Raw genomic sequence first — 16,132 nt, 5'->3', positions numbered from 1 at the left:
TTCAACTTATGGCGCGACGATGCACACAATAACCTTCAAGGCATCTCACTGGACGCCTCGAAGGAACACGCATGTTTACCCTCGCCCAACTGCGAAATTGCATCGAAGAAGGCCTGTCGCCACTGACCTGCGAATTCACCCTGTGCCGGGATGCGTCCTTGACCCTCAAGGTCTATGACGCCGATACCGGTCGGGTTGACCTGGTGGTCACCGGGATCAGCACCAACCGCCTGCAGACTCCACAAGAAGTGGAAAAAATGGTGGAAGAGCTGCGCTACGAACTGCACAGCAACACCATGGGCAAGCTCACGCTGGATGACTTCCCTTCAACGACGAACCAATGAAATAGAACACACCGCCGGCCACGATAAACGCCCCCAGCATATAGAACATGGTGTGGGCCGGCAGGTTGGCCAGCACCAGCCCGCACAACACCGGCCCCAACGCAGCGCCGAGGTTGGACAGGTTCTGCGCGCCGTAGTACATGCCCCGCAGGTGGTCCGGGGCGATCCGGTCGATAAACATGTACTCGGCCGGAAACACCACAATCTCCCCCACCGTGAATACCGCCATTGCCAGCACCCACCACAGCACGCTGGTGGACAGCGCAAAACCAATCAACCCCAGCATGAACATGCTCAAGCCGAAGATGAGCCATTGGCTCAGGTGACGGTGCGAGATGCGCCGACCGATCACGTACTGCAAGGCGATCACCATCACCGCATTGGTGGTGAGCACGGCACTGATCACGGTGTAGGTGTATTGCGCCGTGGTGGTGGTCACCAGGTACTGCGACAGGTAGGCGGTGAACTGGCCGAACACCACCGCACTGAGCACGCCGCCCATCGTGAAGCACACCAGCCGGCGGTCTTGCAGCAACACACGGCCAACGGCGAGAAACGACACCGGCTTCTGCGCCACGTCCACCGTGGTTAACGTGCGGTCGCCCCAGCGCCAATACAGCAGGAAAAACCCCGCCCCCAGCAATGCCGACAACATGAACGGCAGGCTGATATCAAGCTTCGCCACCATCGCCCCGAAAAACGGCCCGACCGCGTAGCCGATATTGGTGAGGGTGTACTTGATGGAAAACACTTCACTGCGCGCGTCTTCCGGCAGCAGGCTGGCAAAACCGGCCTTCACCGCAATGTCGATGACTGCGTAGGCCAGGTTGATCAGGATCAGGCAGCTATAAAACGCCCAGATGTTCTGCGCCAATAGCGTGCCGACAAACCCCAGCACAAACAGCAGGCTCATCCAAAGCAATAACCGGTAACTGTTGATGCGGTCGACGAGGAAACCGCCATACACACTCAGCAGCGAACCGACAATCAGCGAGCTGCCGATCACCAGGCCAACTTGAGTGATGTCGAGGGTGAAATGGTGGGTGAGGTAGATCACCAGGTACGGAAACGTGATGGCCTTGGCCAGCGTCAGCAGCAACGTGGCGCCCAGCAGCAGGTTAACGGTGCGGGGGTAGTTTCTTATTGTGGCAAGCATCCTGCTCTCATTCTTCGAAGGTAACGCGACCATTGCGGCCGGTTACCTTAACGCAAGAACAAGGCAAAAAGGAGGGTCACTTCTTGACGGGCGTGATCTCCAGGATGGTGCCGTTGGTGGTCTTGAGCAGCACGAACTTATCGCCTACCCGCGCCCATTGGCTGTCTTCCTCGGGTTGCTTGAGGCCGCGCTTTTTCCAGTCACTGACGGCCGACTCCTTGCGCATCAGAATATCCGGGGCGCGGTCGCCTTCTTTCAGGTCACGGGTGTTGATGTTTGAAGGTTGCACGGTTTCCTGGGGTGTATCACCGGCCTGTGCCACAAAGCTGGCGGTGGACAGGCTGGCGGCGACCAACAGGCAGGCAGCTAGGGTTTTAGACTTCATGGGTGCTCCTTCAATGAATGACGCGTACCCAGATTCCGACCGCAGGGGCGTGGAATCATTCACTCGCTCCCTTGCCACAAGGGGCCTGCCTTTGAATCCTGGCCACCCATTGCTCTTGTGAAATTTATACTGTAATTTTTCATGAAATTTCCTGATATAAATTTCATGAACCAACAAGAAGAACTCGACACCCTGGCGAGCCTGGTCCACGACCTGCGCAAGCATAAGAAGCTGACCCTCGCCCAACTCGCGCAAAAGATCGAGCGTTCAGTAGGCTTCCTGTCCCAGGTAGAGCGTGGCCTGTCGCGCCCGACCGTGGCGGACCTGACCGCGATCAGCCAGGCCCTTGACGTGCCCACCACGTATTTCTACAGCCAGCCCAAACCCAAGGCCGTGGACTGGATCACCCGTCCCAACGAGCGGCGCACGGTGTATTACGCCAATGGGATCACCGACATCCTGGTCTCCCCCAGCATGAAGGGTGCGTTTTCGATGCTCGACAGCCTGCTGGCCCCCGGTGCCAACAGTGGTGAACAAACCATGAGCGACCGCGCCGAGCAGGCCGGTTTTGTGCTTGAAGGTGAATTGACCCTGTGGGTCGAAGGCCAGGCCGACTCGGTCACCCTCGGCCCCGGCGACAGTTTCCACCTGGCCAGCTTCGCCCACTGCCGCTACGCCAACCTGACCGACCTGCCGCCCGCGTGTTGTGGGTTTACAACTAGGAGCTGCACCCGTGAAAAGCCATGCCGCCACGTTACTGGCCGAAGTACGGACCTTTCGCCAGAACCACCCCGACGTGCGCTACGTCGACCTGATCGCCCTGGACATTCCCGGGCATTTCTACGGCAAGCGCTACCCGATCGAGATGCTGGAAAAGGTCGCCGCCGGCAGCCCGTTGAAACTGCCGCAGAACGCCGTGCTGCTCGGCGCCCAAGGTGGGCTGTTCAAGATTGGCGACTACTGCTTCAACGACGGCGACCCAGACGCCAACCGCCGCCTGGTGCCGGGCACGCTCAAACCGGTGAACTGGGAATCGCAGCCCCTGGGGCAGATGCTGATCACCTCCGACGGCACCGAGACGCCCATCGAGTTCGAGCCGCGTGAAGTGCTGGCCAAGGTGCTGCAGCGCCTGCACCACAAGGGCATTCAGCCGGTGGTGGCGTTTGAACTGGAGTTCTACCTGTTCGACAAGAAACTCGACAACGGCCTCCCGCAATTCGCCCGCGACCCGCTGAGCGATGACGCCGACGACCAGCCCAACCTGCATATCGAACGGCTGTCGCGTTTCAGCGAAATACTCGACGATATGGCCCAGACCGCCAAGGACCAGGGCATCGACATCACAGTGATCACCGCCGAACTCGGCCCCGGCCAGTTCGAGATCAATTTCGGCCACCAGGACGACGGCCTGCGCGCCGCCGACTGGGCTGCCCTGTTCTGCCGCAGCACCCGCGGCGTGGCACTCAAGCACGGCTACCGCGCCAGCTTCATGGCCAAGCCTTACCTGCAATTTCCCGGCAGCGGCATGCATGTGCATGTCAGCCTGTATGACGGCGCGGGTAATAACCTGCTGGCGGCGCATCAACAGCAGCCGCTGCGCCATGCCGTCGCCGGTTGCCTGGAACTGCTGCCCCACTGCATGCCGATATTCTCGCCCAACCACAACGCCTTTCGCCGCCTGGGCGGCACGGTCAACGCCGCCACCCGTGCCTGCTGGGGCTTTGAAGACCGCGACGCGTGCGTGCGCATCCCCGAGTCCGACCCGCGCAACCTGCGCATCGAACATCGCCTGGCCAGCGCCGACGCCAACCCGTATCTGGTGCTGGCGGCGATCCTTGTCGGTCTGGAGCATGGCCTCGAAACCAAACAGGAACCCATCGCGCCACTGAACGAGGACCGCGCCAGCGGCACCGACTTCCCCGTGGAAATGCTCGACGCTGTGCGCGCCATGCAGCATCAGGCGGTACTGCGCGATAAGCTGGGCGCCGAATTTGTCGACGTGTACTGCGAGAACAAACGCCAGGATCACCTGGCCTTCCAGCAAGAGATCCACGCGCGGGAATACCGCTGGTTTCTCTGACTCAACTGCCATGGAATCACCGATGACCGACCCAAGCGCCCCGGCCCTCAAGGAAATCTTCAACGTCAACGCCTGCAACATATCGCCACGGAAATGACCGCGGTGTACCCGGCGTTCGACGCCAAAGGCTTCCTCAAACACGCCAAGGCCGGTCTGGCCGAGTTGTCGGTGATGCAGCGCATGGCACGGGTCAGCGAGAGCCTGCATGCGGTGATCCCGCTGGATTATCCGCAAAGCCTCAAACTGCTTTACGCCCTCGCGCCCCGTCTGAACAGCGGCTTTGTCAGCCTGTTTCTGCCGCACTACGTGGCGAGCTACGGCCTGGCCGACTTCAAGCGCTCCATGGCGGCGCTCAAGTACTTCACCACCTTTGGCTCTGCCGAATTCGCCATTCGCCATTTTTTGCTGCACGACTTTGCGCGCACCCTGGCGGTGATGCAGCAATGGTCGCTGGATGACAACGAGCACGTGCGCCGCCTGGCCAGCGAAGGTTCACGGCCGCGTTTGCCGTGGTCGTTTCGCCTGGCCAACGTGCAGGCCAATCCAGCGTTATGCGCCTCGATCCTCGACAACCTCAAGGCCGACCCGAGCCTCTACGTGCGCAAGTCCGTGGCCAACCACCTCAATGACATCACCAAGGACCGTCCCGAGTGGGTGCTTGGTCTGATCGAAGGCTGGAACCTGGAAAACCCCCACACCGCCTGGATCGCCCGGCATGCGCTGCGCAGCCTGATCAAGCAAGGCAACACCCGCGCACTGACGATCATGGGCGCGGGGGCCAAGGCCGAGGTGAAGCTCCATCACCTGAGCGTGACGCCGGCGGTGATCAGGCTGGGAGAACGAATCAACCTGTCGTTCAGCCTGGAATCCACTGCGGTCACTGCGCAAAAACTGGTGGTGGATTACGCCATCGACTATGTGAAAAGCGCCGGGCACAGCGCGAGCAAGGTATTCAAGCTCAAGGCGTTTACCCTGGGTGCGGGTGAACAACACAGCCTGCGCCGCGAGCAACATATTCGTGAACTGACAACGCGCAAGCACTATCCCGGCCGGCATGTGGTGCATGTGATGGTCAATGGCGAAAGGCTTGGCAGTGCTGAATTCGAATTGCGCGATTGAACCCACACCAGAGCCCCCATGTGTGGGCGTGTCCCCGATAGCCATAGGTATCTACACAACTCCTAAAGGCAGACACATAACATTGTGGTGAGCGGGCTTGTCGAATCGTCGCACCGCCTGCGCTGGGCTGCGCAGCGGCCCCAAAACGTTCACCTCGGTTGATTCTGGCACTCTGCGGTGACCTTATTGGGGCTGCTGCGCACCCCAGCGCGGGCAAGCCCGCTCACCACAACAGCCCATTTGCCATAGATTCAGCATCCACGGGAAGTTGTGTAGATAATCGGGCAAGCCCCCTCCCACCCTTCTTATCCGGTTTCTTCAGTCAAGATTCGCCGAGCAGCAACCCCTGCTCCCGCGCGCACAGTTCCACCACGTAGTCCCACAACACCCGCAGTCGCACGGATTTGTGCAGCTCCCGGCGCGAGCTGATCCAGTAGCTGCGCTGGATCCCCTCCCCCGGCAGCAACGCCACCAGATCCGGGTCGCCAGCAGCCATGAAGCACGGCAATACCGCAATGCCCAAACCGGAGCGCGCCGCCTGGTGCTGGGCGATGACGCTGGTGCTGTGGAACACTACTTTGGGATTGCGACAGAAGCTGCTGAGAAATTTCAGCTCCTGGCTGAACAGCAGGTCGTCGACGTAATCGATCCAGGCATGGGCGGCGAGGTCTTCGCGTTTTTCGATGGGTGGGTTGCGGTCCAGGTAGGCGCGGCTGGCGTAGAGCGCCAGGCGGTAATCGGTGAGTTTGCGGGTGACCAGTTGATCGACGCTGGGGCGTTCGAGATGGATGCTGATTTCCGCTTCGCGGTTGAGGATGCTGACAAAGCGCGGCACCGCCACCAGTTCCACCTCCAATCCCGGATAACGTTCGAACAACCCGCCCATGCGACTGGCGAGGAACATCACCCCCAGGCCTTCAGCCACGCCAAGGCGAATCTTGCCCAGGGGCGCGGCGCAATGGGTGAGTTCGTCTTCGGCCAGCAGCGCGACGTTTTCCATGGCTTCGGCGTGTTTGAGCAGCGCTTCGCCGGAAGGTGTCAGCTCGTAGCCTTGGGCATGCTGCACGAACAACGCGGTGCCGAGGCTCTTCTCGATGGCCTCGATATGCCGGGCCACGGTGGCGTGGGTGGTTTTCAGGCGCTGCGCAGCGGTAAGCAGGCGGCCGCTGCGCTGGAGTTCAAGAAAGAACCGCAGGTCATTCCAGTCGAACATGTCACCTCCAATCCATCAGCCAGGGCAGCGCTGTTTAAAAACGCACAGCAGCTGGGTAAAAACTAACATTTTTAAGACGAAAACTAACAACTAGGATGGGGCCAATAAGAAAAACAAGCGAGACTTCAGATGCCCATTGCAGCTGCTGAATACGATTACGTGGTAGTAGGTGCCGGCCCCGCAGGCTGCCTGCTGGCCAACCGACTGTCCGCCAACCCCGCCCACCGCGTGCTGCTGCTCGAAGCCGGTGGTCGCGACAATTACCCCTGGATCCACATCCCCGTCGGCTACCTCTTCTGCATCGGCAACCCGCGCACCGACTGGTGCTTCAAGACCGAAGCCCAGGAAGGCCTGCAAGGCCGTGCCCTGAGTTACCCACGGGGCAAGGTGCTGGGCGGCTGTTCGTCGATCAATGGCATGATCTACATGCGCGGCCAGGCCCAGGATTACGACGGTTGGGCGGCGGAAGGCAACCCAGGCTGGGCCTGGAAAGACGTGCTGCCACTGTTCAAACAGAGCGAAAACCACTTTGCCGGCGGCTCGGAGTTCCACAGCGACGGCGGCGAATGGCGCGTCGAGCAGCAGCGCCTGTCGTGGCCGATCCTGGATGCGTTTCGCGAGGCGGCGGCGCAAAGTGGCATCGCCAATATCAACGACTTCAACCAGGGCGATAACGAAGGCTGCGGCTACTTCCAGGTCAACCAGAAGGCCGGCGTGCGCTGGAACGCGGCCAAGGCGTTTCTCAAGCCTATTCGCCAACGTCCCAATCTCACCGTGCTGACTGAAGTCGAAGTCGACCGCGTGGTCCTGGAAAACGGCCGCGCCTCGGCAGTGGTCGGGCGTCAAAACGGCCAGCAGATGAGCTGGAAGGCGCGCAAGGAGATCGTGCTGTGCGCCGGTTCCGTGGGCTCGCCGGGCATTCTGCAACGTTCCGGCATCGGCCCGTCCAGCGTGCTCAAGCCCTTGGGCATCGATGTGCTGCATGAACTGCCTGGCGTGGGCGGCAACCTGCAGGATCACCTGCAGCTGCGGCTGATCTACAAGCTGGAAAACGCCCGCACCCTGAACCAGATCGCCGGTACCGTCTGGGGCAAGATGGGCATGGGCCTGCGCTACCTGTACGACCGCAGCGGCCCGCTGTCGATGGCGCCCAGCCAGCTCGGCGCCTTTGCCCGCTCCGGCCCGGAACAGACCTCGGCCAACCTTGAATACCACGTGCAGCCGCTGTCCCTGGAGCGATTCGGCGAACCGCTGCACGCATTCCCGGCATTTACCGCGTCGGTGTGCGACTTGCGTCCGCAAAGCCGTGGCCGTATCGATATCCGCTCGGCCAACCCGGCAGATGCGCCGCTGATCCGGCCCAACTACCTCAGCCATCCGCAAGACCTGCGCGTGGCCGCCGACGCGATTCGCCTGACCCGACGCATCGTCGCAGCGCCCGCCCTGAGCCAGTTCAAGCCGGTGGAGTACCTGCCCGGTGACTCGCTGCAAACCGAAGAGGAGCTGCACGAAGCCGCCGCCCGTATCGGCACCACGATCTTCCACCCGGTGGGCACCTGCCGCATGGGCAGCGACGAAGACGCCGTGGTCGATGCGCAACTGCGGGTGCATGGCGTGCCCGGCCTGCGCATCGCCGATGCCTCGGTCATGCCGCGCATCACCTCCGGCAACACCTGTTCACCCACGCTGATGATCGCGGAAAAAGCCGCGCAGCTGATCCTTTCGCCGCCTACAAGGAGCCTCGCCCCGGAGAAAGAACTGGTTCATGCAATCTGAATAGCGGCGCCGCACCTGGCGCCGACAGTGGAACAACAATAAATAATCACTGTGAGGGCTACCCGATGTCAGAACATGCTCAACCCTTGGGCTCGACGGTCAACACCGCCAGCACCACCAACGACTCAAAAAAGGTCATCTTCGCCTCGTCCCTGGGGACGGTGTTCGAGTGGTATGACTTTTTCCTCTACGGCGCCCTGGCGGCCGTGATCAGCAAGCAGTTCTTTGCCGGGGTCAACGACACCACGGCGTTTATCTTTGCCTTGATGGCCTTCGCGGCCGGCTTTGTGGTGCGCCCGTTCGGCGCGCTGGTGTTCGGCCGCCTGGGCGACATGATCGGGCGCAAGTACACCTTCCTCGTCACCATCATCCTGATGGGCGTCGCCACCTTCTGCGTGGGGCTGCTGCCGACTTACGCCAGCATCGGCATCGCGGCGCCGATCATCCTGATCGTGCTGCGCATGCTGCAGGGCCTGGCGCTGGGCGGCGAATACGGCGGCGCGGCCACCTACGTGGCGGAACACGCACCGGCCGGCAAACGTGGCTTCCATACCAGTTGGATTCAATCCACGGCGACCATCGGCCTGTTGCTGTCGCTGTTGGTGGTGCTGGCCTGCCGTTACTTCACGGGTGACCAGTTCGAAGTGTGGGGCTGGCGGATTCCGTTCCTGTTCTCGATCGTGCTGCTGGGCATTTCCACCTGGATCCGCATGAGCCTGCACGAGTCGCCGGCCTTCCTGAAGATGAAAGAGGAAGGCAAGGCCAGCAAGGCGCCGATCCGCGAGTCGTTCGGCAAATGGGAAAACCTCAAGGTGGTGCTGATTGCGCTGTTCAGCATCAACGGCGGGCAAGCGGTGACCTTCTACGCGGCGCAGTTTTACGTGCTGTTCTTCCTCACGCAATTCCTGAAAATGGACCCGGCACTGGCCAACATGCTGCTGATCATCAGCGTGGTGATCGGCGCGCCGTTCTTTATCTTCTTTGGCTGGCTGTCGGACAAGGTCGGGCGCAAGCCGGTGCTGATGCTCGGCCTGCTGCTGGCCACCGTGCTGTACTTCCCGATCTTCAAGAGCCTGGCGCACTACACCAACCCGGCGATGGACCAGGCCAGCACTCAGGCACCGATCACCGTCTTGGCCGACCCGGCCACCTGCACCTTCCAGTTCGACCCGGTGGGCAAGGCGAAATTTGACAGCCCGTGCGACAAGGTCAAGACCTTCCTGGTCAAGCAAGGCCTGCCCTACAGCAGCGCCGCCGCCCCCGCCGGCAGCCCGGTGCAGGTGAGCGTGGGCGACGTGCGTATCGACGGTTTTGACGAAAAGGCCCTGCGCGGCGCTGTGACCCTGGCCGGCTACCCGTCCTCGGCGGACGCGGCTCAGGTCAACAAGGTCATGGTGGTGGTGCTGATCGTCGCGCTGATCCTGATCGCGGCCATGTGCTACGGCCCGCTGGCGGCGCTGATGGTGGAATTGTTCCCGACGCGTATCCGCTACACCTCGATGTCCTTGCCCTACCACATCGGTAATGGCTGGTTTGGCGGGTTCCTGCCGACCGTGTCGTTTGCGCTGGTGGTGTACACCGGGGATATCTTCTACGGGCTGTGGTATCCGGTGGTCGTGACCGGGGTAAGCCTGATCGTGGGGATGATCTGTCTCAAAGAAACGCGGCATGTGGATATTGATAATAATTAAGCAGCTACAAGCGGCAAGCTACAAGCGGCAAGTCAGAGCGAATCGGCATTGACTTGCGGCTTGTAGCTTGAAACTTAAAGCTGTACATCCATACAGATAATAGTTGCTCAATTCCCTTCTTATGCCCATCCTGCTCTCCATTCAACTGTGTAACGAATGGGCTGACCATGCGGCTGTACCTCTGTGAAAAACCCTCCCAGGCCAAGGATATCGCGGCCGTGCTTGGCGCCAGTCGCCGGGGCGACGGTTGCTGGCTGGGCAATGGGGTCACAGTCACCTGGTGCATCGGTCATCTGCTGGAAACCGCTCCGCCCGATGCCTACGACGAAAAGTACAAGCGCTGGGTGCTGGCCGACCTGCCAATCGTCCCGGAAAAATGGAAGATGCGGGTCAAGCCCAAGACGGCCAGCCAGTTCAAGGCGGTCAAGCGCCTGCTGGGGGAAGCCCAGGAGCTGGTGATCGCCACCGACGCCGACCGCGAGGGCGAGATGATCGCCCGCGAGCTGGTGGAGCACTGTCGTTATCGCGGGCCGATCCAGCGTTTGTGGCTGTCGGCACTGGATGACGCCTCCATTCGCAAAGCCCTGGCAGCGCTCAAGCCGGGTGCCGAAACCTTCAGCCTGTATCACTCGGCCCTGGGCCGCTCCCGTGCCGACTGGCTGATCGGTATGAACATGAGTCGTCTGTTTACCCTGCTTGGGCGTCAGTCCGGCTATCAGGGCGTGTTGCCGGTAGGCCGCGTGCAAACCCCGACCTTGCGCCTGGTGGTGGACCGCGACCGCAGCATCGCCGATTTCGTGCCGGTGGCTTATTGGGCCATTGATGTGGACCTGCGCCACGAGCGCATGACCTTCACCGCCCAGTGGCGTGCCGCCGAAGACGCCTGCGACGATCAAGGCCGCTGCCTCAATCCTCAGCTTGCCCGTGAGGCCGCCGACGCGATGAGCAACGCCGCCAGCGCACGCCTGGTAAAACTGCGTACCGAACGCATGCGCGAAGTGGCGCCCCTGCCCTTCGACCTCGGCACATTGCAGGAAATCTGCTCCAAGAAACTCGGCCTCGGCGCCCAGGAAACCCTGGACATCGCCCAATCCCTCTACGAAACCCACAAGGTCATCACCTACCCACGCAGTGACTGCGGCTACCTGCCCGTCAGTCAACACAGCGACGCACCCAAGATTCTCGCCGCACTGGGCCGTGCCGATACGGCGGTCAACGGGCTGATGCCCCATATCGATCCTCAACGCCGCTCGCGGGCCTGGAACGACGCCAAGGTCAGCGCCCACCACGGCATCATTCCAACGGGCGCCGGCAAGGACGTCGGGCAACTCACTGGCAAACACAGAGCGGTGTACACGCTGATTCGTGCGCGCTACCTGGCGCAGTTCCTGCCCAACCATGAATACGATCGCACCCAGGCGGATTTCGACTGCGCGGGCTTTGCATTGCGTGCGGTCGGTAAAGTCGTGATAGAGCCAGGCTGGAAACGCGCCCTGCCCGAAGCGTTGGCGCCGACCAAGGGCCGTGAGGCGCCAGCACCACAAGCGTTGCCGATGCTGGCGCAGGGGCAGGACTACGCGGTAGCCAACGTCAACCTCAAGGATTTATGGACCCAGCCGCCTAAACCCTTTACCGAAGGCGACCTGATCAAGGCGATGAAAAACGTCGCCAAGCTGGTGGAAGACCCGCTGCTCAAGCAAAAACTCAAGGACACCACCGGTATCGGCACCGAAGCCACCAGAGCCGGAATTATCCAGGGTCTGCTCGACCGGGGTTACCTGGTCAAGAACGGCAAGGCGCTGTCAGCCACCCCGGCCGCGTTCAGCCTGATCGACGCCGTGCCTCGCGCCATCGCCGACCCCGGCACCACCGCGATCTGGGAACAGGCGCTGGACATGGTGCAAAGCGGTGAAATGAGCCTGGAAGAATTCGTCGCCAAGCAGGCGGCGTGGATGAGCAAACAAGTGGCCCGCTGCAACGGCATGCGCATGACCATCACCGGGCCGGCGAGCCCGGCGGGCCGAGGCGCCACACCATGGAAAAAGAAGCGCAAGGCGGCCCCCCGCAAGACTGCGGCCAGCCCCAAGCGCGCCAAAAAGCCGACAAATGCGGGGTAAATGCAGAAAAAATCCGGCGAATGACGTTTTTCGACGGGTTTAACGCCGCTTTGGACCTTGCGGCACCGTAGCCCGTCTAGGATTCTGTAGGGACCTGCTGATTTCCTAACAACAACACGCATCGGAGTGGCCGCCATGAAGACTGTCTCAGAAGTACTCAAAGCTAAAGACAAGAAAAATCAGGAGGTCCATACCATTGAATGGGATCACACCGTATTCGAAGCGCTGGTGGTGATGTCATCCAAAAACGTCGGTGCTCTGCCGGTCGTCAAGCAGGGTGCGGTGGTTGGCATCCTCAGCGAGCGTGATTACGCACGTAAAATCATGCTCAAAGGCCTGTCGTCCGTTTCGACAAAGGTCCATGAAGTCATGAGTTCCCCGGTGATAACCGTCGATACCCACAAAAGTGTCGACGAATGCATGAACATCATGACCGACAGCCACCTGCGCCACCTGCCCGTGGTTGAGGATGGCAAATTGCTCGGCTTGCTCTCCATCGGTGACCTGGTAAAAGAAGCCATTGCCGAACAGGCCGATCTGATCAAACAGCTGGAGCAATACATCCGCGGCGAATAGGGAGTCCCCATGCTCGACAGCCTGCAACATCAGGAAGACCACCTCGACACCCTGCTCCGCGCCATGACCGACCGGCGCTTTGTGGTGCTGACGGGCGCAGGGATCAGCACATCGTCGGGCATCCCCGATTACCGTGACAGCGAGGGCGTGCGCCGGGGCAAGGCGCCGATGATGTACCAGGAATTCCTCGCCACCCCACAAGCCCGCCGCCGTTACTGGGCGCGGGCGATGCTGGGGTGGCCGAGAGTGCGTATTGCCGAGCCGAACAAGGCGCACTTGGCACTGGCCACGCTGCAACAACGCCAGCAAATCAGCGGACTGATCACCCAAAACGTCGATACCCTGCATGATCAAGCGGGCAGTCACGATGTGATCGAACTGCATGGCAGCCTGCACCGGGTGCTATGCCTGGATTGCCAGCAACGCAGCGAGCGCGATGTGATCCAGCAACTGATGGAAGGCCAGAATCCCTACCTGGCTGGCGTCGACGCGGTGCAGGCACCCGATGGCGATACCCTGCTTGATCCTGCGTTTGAAGAGCGCTTCCAGGTTCCCAACTGCCCCCATTGCGGCGGCCAGCGACTCAAGCCGGACGTGGTGTTTTTTGGCGAAAACGTCGCCCAGGACACCGCAGCCAAGGCGATGGCTGCCGTGGAGCACGCCGAGGGTTTGCTGGTGGTGGGTTCATCACTGATGGCGTATTCGGCGTTCCGCCTGTGCAAAGCCATGGTTGAACAAGGCAAACCGGTGATCGCCATCAACCTCGGCAAGACCCGTGGGGATGAGTTGTTGCAGGTGAAGATCCAAGCTTCGTGCGAGCGGTTGTTACCCCTGCTGGTCGATCGATTGACCTGACCTGCCGCAAGCCCGCTCGCCACAACAGCCCCTTTACGGCTTGACCATCGGCTCCAAGAAATGACGCCCAAGTCACGTTTTCCCGCATTTCCCCGTCCCCACGGCAATTTATGTAGTGACAGAAAATAATCACTACATAATCGTTGACGTAACCTTTTTGTCCTTGCATTATCGAGACGTCTCCCGGATCGGGAGCGTTGGTAACAAGCGTTTTGAAAGAGCTCGTCTGACCGCCGAGCTGTTTTTTCCGGATGTGCACTGCCCACAAGGCAGATTGATGAAGCTGACCTGCCCCGGAAGGGATGGGTACAAGGAGCTCAAACGCTGCTTGTCTTCGTTATGAAACCATTGCGTAGCAGTTCATCAGCAAGACTACATGCATCAGGTTCAAGACCCTGCCCGTATTCGGCAGACCGTCACTGACGCCCGGCTTTCAAAGCCGGAGACAACTAAGCAGTTTTAACGGAATCAACTGATAGATCGCCAACTGGTCAAGGGGCTTACACATGAATCTGAACAACCAACCAACTATCGACGAATTGGCTGAGATGTTCGCAGCGCAGAAAGACACACTCGACGACCATATCCTGTGGATTGGCAAATCGGGCGAAGTGCAACTTGACTGCCTGGAGCCCAATACCGAAGAAGCCGAGTTTGACCGCAATAACCGTGAACTGGCAGCGCGCCTGAAGGTGTACCGCCGTGGCCAGGGTTATGTCGGCAAGAAGGCCGCGGCTGATCGCAACTTTATCGAGCAGGTCTTTCATACACTGAATACCGAATGGCAGAACCTTAAAGGCCAGTCGCAAGTTAAAGTGATTGATAGATACTGCTGATCACTCAGCATTAAACATTCAAGCCCGCTCGTTAGTTCGAGCGGGCTTTTTAATTGCACGCTTACTACACTGCCGGAAAGCGTCCTTTCCCGGCTTCATCGCGAAAGATATCAAACAACACTTGTGCCGCCGCCGACAGCTCATGCCCCGGCTTGGTCAGCACACCAATCGGCCGCTCGATCACTGGACTGTTCAAGGTGATGCAATGGGCACCTGCCTCTTCCATCTGCCGCGCGCACAATGCAGGCACGGCACTGACGCCCAGGCCACTGGCAACCATCTTGCCCACAGTTGCCAATTGATGGCTTTCCAACGCCACGGGCAGTTTCATCTGTAAGGCGCCCAAGTGTTCTTCCAGCATCACCCGCACCGTGGACGGCCGCTGCAAGGTGATGAATGGCTGCTCCAGCAAGGTCGCCCAATCGATCTCGGCACATTGCGCCAGAGGTGAATCACCCGGCACTACGGCAATGAAGCGATCCAGGTACAACGGCGTGAACGCCAGTGACGAGCCTTCCGACGGCTCAAACGCTACGCCCAGTTCGACTTGGCGGTCGCGGACCATCTCCAGTACCTGTTCATTGATCAAGTCATGCACCGTCACATTCACCTGGGGGTAACGTGCTCGGAATATCTTCAGGATGGGTGGCAGCAAATTGCCCGCAAACGATGGCATCGCCGCCAATGTGACCCGTCCGCGTTGCAGGGTGAACCGTTGGCGCAATTCGTCCTCGGCATTGTCCCAGTCGGCAATCAGCCGGCGCGCCAGGGGCAGCAGGGATTCACCCTCGGGTGTCAGCGCAACATTGCGGGTATTACGGCTGAACAAGCGGCCCCCCAAGCCTTCCTCCAAACCTTTGATGGTCAGGCTCAACGCCGATTGAGAGAGGTGCAAGCGCTCGCACGCCGCGGCAAAACTCAGGCTTTGGGCCACGGCGAGAAACGCACGCATCTGCTTAACGGTCATGACGCTGCTCCGAACAGGAATGGACTATGCTGTTTTCTAAATCAATCAACCTTAAAAAACAACTTAACAAATCAATCCGTCAGCGCAACACTCGGGTCATTGGCTGGCCCACACACAATAAATAGAGGTGCATATGGCAGGTTTCGATAAGCGCGTGGCGTCCTACGAGGAAGCGCTGGCAGGCCTGGAAGACGGCATGACCGTGCTCTCCGGCGGTTTTGGCCTGTGCGGCATTCCGGAGAACCTCATCAATGAGATCAAGCGCAAAGGCACCCGCGACCTCACTGTGGTTTCCAACAACTGCGGCGTCGACGGTTTCGGCCTGGGCGTGCTGCTGGAGCAAAAGCAGATCAGCAAAGTGATCGCCTCCTACGTAGGTGAAAACGCCCTGTTCGAGAAGCAACTGCTCAGCGGCGAGATCGAAGTGGTCCTCACCCCCCAAGGCACCCTGGCGGAAAAAATGCGCGCAGGCGGCGCCGGCATCCCGGCCTTCTTCACTGCCACGGGCGTCGGCACGCCAGTGGCCGAAGGCAAGGAAACCCGCGAATTCAACGGCCGTCCGTACCTGATGGAAGAGTCCATCACCGGCGACTTCGCCATCGTCAAGGGCTGGAAAGCCGACCACTTCGGCAACGTCATCTATCGCCACACTGCCCAGAACTTCAACCCGCTGGCCGCCACCGCCGGCAAGATCACCGTGGTTGAAGTCGAGGAAATCGTCGAACCGGGCGAGCTGGACCCGGCGCAGATCCACACCCCAGGCATCTACGTCGACCGGATCATCTGCGGCACGTTCGAGAAGCGCATCGAACAGCGCACCGTGCGCAAATAATCCGCCTGCGGCCCTAAGAATAAGAGGAACACAACATGGCTCTGACCCGCGAACAAATGGCTCAACGCGTCGCCCGCGAAATGCAGGACGGTTTCTACGTGAACCTCGGCATTGGCATTCCGACCCTGGTGGCCAACTACATCCCCGAAGGCATGGAAGTGATGCTGCAATCGGAAAACGGCCTG

General features: G+C 60.4%; 14 protein-coding genes and 2 pseudogenes. 12 read left to right on the top strand and 4 right to left on the bottom strand.

The window, feature by feature from the left end; genetic code table 11:
• Positions 1-71: 71 nt before the first annotated feature.
• Positions 72-344, top strand: a complete 273-nt coding sequence (locus IQK56_RS15370) for a DUF1652 domain-containing protein (protein ID WP_099585081.1) — start codon at positions 72-74, stop codon at positions 342-344.
• On the opposite strand, the gene IQK56_RS15365 is transcribed toward IQK56_RS15370, so the two are convergent.
• Positions 307-1,500: an MFS transporter gene (locus tag IQK56_RS15365; RefSeq protein WP_150762157.1), complete on the bottom strand. Its 1,194-nt coding sequence runs from the start codon at positions 1,498-1,500 to the stop codon at positions 307-309. The genes IQK56_RS15370 and IQK56_RS15365 overlap by 38 nt on opposite strands.
• Before the next feature lie 76 nt (positions 1,501-1,576).
• Positions 1,577-1,885 (bottom strand): RcnB family protein, encoded by a 309-nt coding sequence (locus IQK56_RS15360; protein WP_150762156.1) that lies wholly within the window; start codon positions 1,883-1,885, stop codon positions 1,577-1,579.
• A 165-nt stretch (positions 1,886-2,050) separates the two neighbouring features.
• On the opposite strand from IQK56_RS15360, the pseudogene IQK56_RS15355 reads away from it, so the two are divergent.
• From IQK56_RS15355 to IQK56_RS15345, 3 genes and pseudogenes are all read left to right on the top strand, one after another.
• Positions 2,051-2,607, top strand: a pseudogene (locus IQK56_RS15355) (helix-turn-helix domain-containing protein).
• Between the two features lie 11 nt (positions 2,608-2,618).
• Positions 2,619-3,965 carry a type I glutamate--ammonia ligase gene (locus tag IQK56_RS15350; RefSeq protein WP_193863894.1) on the top strand — a complete coding sequence of 449 codons (1,347 nt, stop codon included), beginning with the start codon at positions 2,619-2,621 and terminating at the stop codon, positions 3,963-3,965.
• 22 nt (positions 3,966-3,987) lie between these two features.
• Positions 3,988-5,084: pseudogene (locus tag IQK56_RS15345) on the top strand (DNA alkylation repair protein).
• Between the two features lie 322 nt (positions 5,085-5,406).
• On the opposite strand, the gene IQK56_RS15340 reads toward IQK56_RS15345, so the two are convergent.
• On the bottom strand, positions 5,407-6,297 hold the full coding sequence (locus tag IQK56_RS15340) for a LysR family transcriptional regulator (protein ID WP_150677045.1): 891 nt from the start codon (positions 6,295-6,297) through the stop codon (positions 5,407-5,409).
• A 129-nt stretch (positions 6,298-6,426) separates the two neighbouring features.
• Between IQK56_RS15340 and IQK56_RS15335 the strand changes: the two genes are divergently transcribed.
• From IQK56_RS15335 to IQK56_RS15310, 6 genes are all read left to right on the top strand, one after another.
• Entirely contained in the window at positions 6,427-8,073 is a 1,647-nt protein-coding gene (locus IQK56_RS15335) for a GMC family oxidoreductase (protein ID WP_193863839.1), read from the top strand.
• Between the two features lie 65 nt (positions 8,074-8,138).
• Complete coding sequence (locus IQK56_RS15330) at positions 8,139-9,764, top strand: MFS transporter (protein ID WP_150677044.1); 1,626 nt, start codon at positions 8,139-8,141, stop codon at positions 9,762-9,764.
• Positions 9,765-9,931: 167 nt separating this feature from the next.
• A complete protein-coding gene (locus IQK56_RS15325) occupies positions 9,932-11,881 on the top strand; it encodes a DNA topoisomerase III (RefSeq protein ID WP_193863840.1) in 1,950 nt (649 codons plus the stop codon).
• Between the two features lie 135 nt (positions 11,882-12,016).
• Positions 12,017-12,457, top strand: a complete 441-nt coding sequence (locus tag IQK56_RS15320; RefSeq protein WP_122310157.1) for a CBS domain-containing protein — start codon at positions 12,017-12,019, stop codon at positions 12,455-12,457.
• 9 nt (positions 12,458-12,466) lie between these two features.
• Complete coding sequence (locus IQK56_RS15315) at positions 12,467-13,312, top strand: NAD-dependent protein deacetylase (RefSeq protein ID WP_122310155.1); 846 nt, start codon at positions 12,467-12,469, stop codon at positions 13,310-13,312.
• Positions 13,313-13,818: 506 nt separating this feature from the next.
• On the top strand, positions 13,819-14,148 hold the full coding sequence (locus IQK56_RS15310; RefSeq protein WP_032886651.1) for a hypothetical protein: 330 nt from the start codon (positions 13,819-13,821) through the stop codon (positions 14,146-14,148).
• A 64-nt stretch (positions 14,149-14,212) separates the two neighbouring features.
• Here the strand turns inward: IQK56_RS15310 and IQK56_RS15305 are convergent, their stop codons facing one another.
• Positions 14,213-15,115 carry a LysR family transcriptional regulator gene (locus IQK56_RS15305; protein WP_193863841.1) on the bottom strand — a complete coding sequence of 301 codons (903 nt, stop codon included), beginning with the start codon at positions 15,113-15,115 and terminating at the stop codon, positions 14,213-14,215.
• A gap of 133 nt (positions 15,116-15,248) precedes the next feature.
• Between IQK56_RS15305 and IQK56_RS15300 the strand changes: the two genes are divergently transcribed.
• A complete protein-coding gene (locus IQK56_RS15300; RefSeq protein WP_017530493.1) occupies positions 15,249-15,947 on the top strand; it encodes a CoA transferase subunit A in 699 nt (232 codons plus the stop codon).
• 35 nt (positions 15,948-15,982) lie between these two features.
• The coding region (locus IQK56_RS15295; RefSeq protein WP_279649314.1) for a CoA-transferase at positions 15,983-16,132 on the top strand (150 nt) is incomplete at its 3' end.

It is taken from the genome of Pseudomonas cyclaminis (assembly GCF_015163715.1).
GTDB classification, from domain to species: Bacteria; Pseudomonadota; Gammaproteobacteria; order Pseudomonadales; family Pseudomonadaceae; genus Aquipseudomonas; species Aquipseudomonas cyclaminis.
Note: the sequence above shows the minus strand (reverse complement) of the source record. Positions and strands in the feature narration are given on the sequence as shown.

Coding starts and splice junctions, on each gene's coding strand:
- IQK56_RS15320 (WP_122310157.1), top strand. CDS start 12,017: ATGAAGACTGTCTCAGAAGTACTCAAAGCTAAAGACAAGAAAAATCAG.
- IQK56_RS15310 (WP_032886651.1), top strand. CDS start 13,819: ATGAATCTGAACAACCAACCAACTATCGACGAATTGGCTGAGATGTTC.
- IQK56_RS15365 (WP_150762157.1), bottom strand. CDS start 1,500: ATGCTTGCCACAATAAGAAACTACCCCCGCACCGTTAACCTGCTGCTG.
- IQK56_RS15370 (WP_099585081.1), top strand. CDS start 72: ATGTTTACCCTCGCCCAACTGCGAAATTGCATCGAAGAAGGCCTGTCG.
- IQK56_RS15360 (WP_150762156.1), bottom strand. CDS start 1,885: ATGAAGTCTAAAACCCTAGCTGCCTGCCTGTTGGTCGCCGCCAGCCTG.
- IQK56_RS15325 (WP_193863840.1), top strand. CDS start 9,932: ATGCGGCTGTACCTCTGTGAAAAACCCTCCCAGGCCAAGGATATCGCG.
- IQK56_RS15300 (WP_017530493.1), top strand. CDS start 15,249: ATGGCAGGTTTCGATAAGCGCGTGGCGTCCTACGAGGAAGCGCTGGCA.
- IQK56_RS15305 (WP_193863841.1), bottom strand. CDS start 15,115: ATGACCGTTAAGCAGATGCGTGCGTTTCTCGCCGTGGCCCAAAGCCTG.
- IQK56_RS15340 (WP_150677045.1), bottom strand. CDS start 6,297: ATGTTCGACTGGAATGACCTGCGGTTCTTTCTTGAACTCCAGCGCAGC.
- IQK56_RS15330 (WP_150677044.1), top strand. CDS start 8,139: ATGTCAGAACATGCTCAACCCTTGGGCTCGACGGTCAACACCGCCAGC.
- IQK56_RS15315 (WP_122310155.1), top strand. CDS start 12,467: ATGCTCGACAGCCTGCAACATCAGGAAGACCACCTCGACACCCTGCTC.
- IQK56_RS15335 (WP_193863839.1), top strand. CDS start 6,427: ATGCCCATTGCAGCTGCTGAATACGATTACGTGGTAGTAGGTGCCGGC.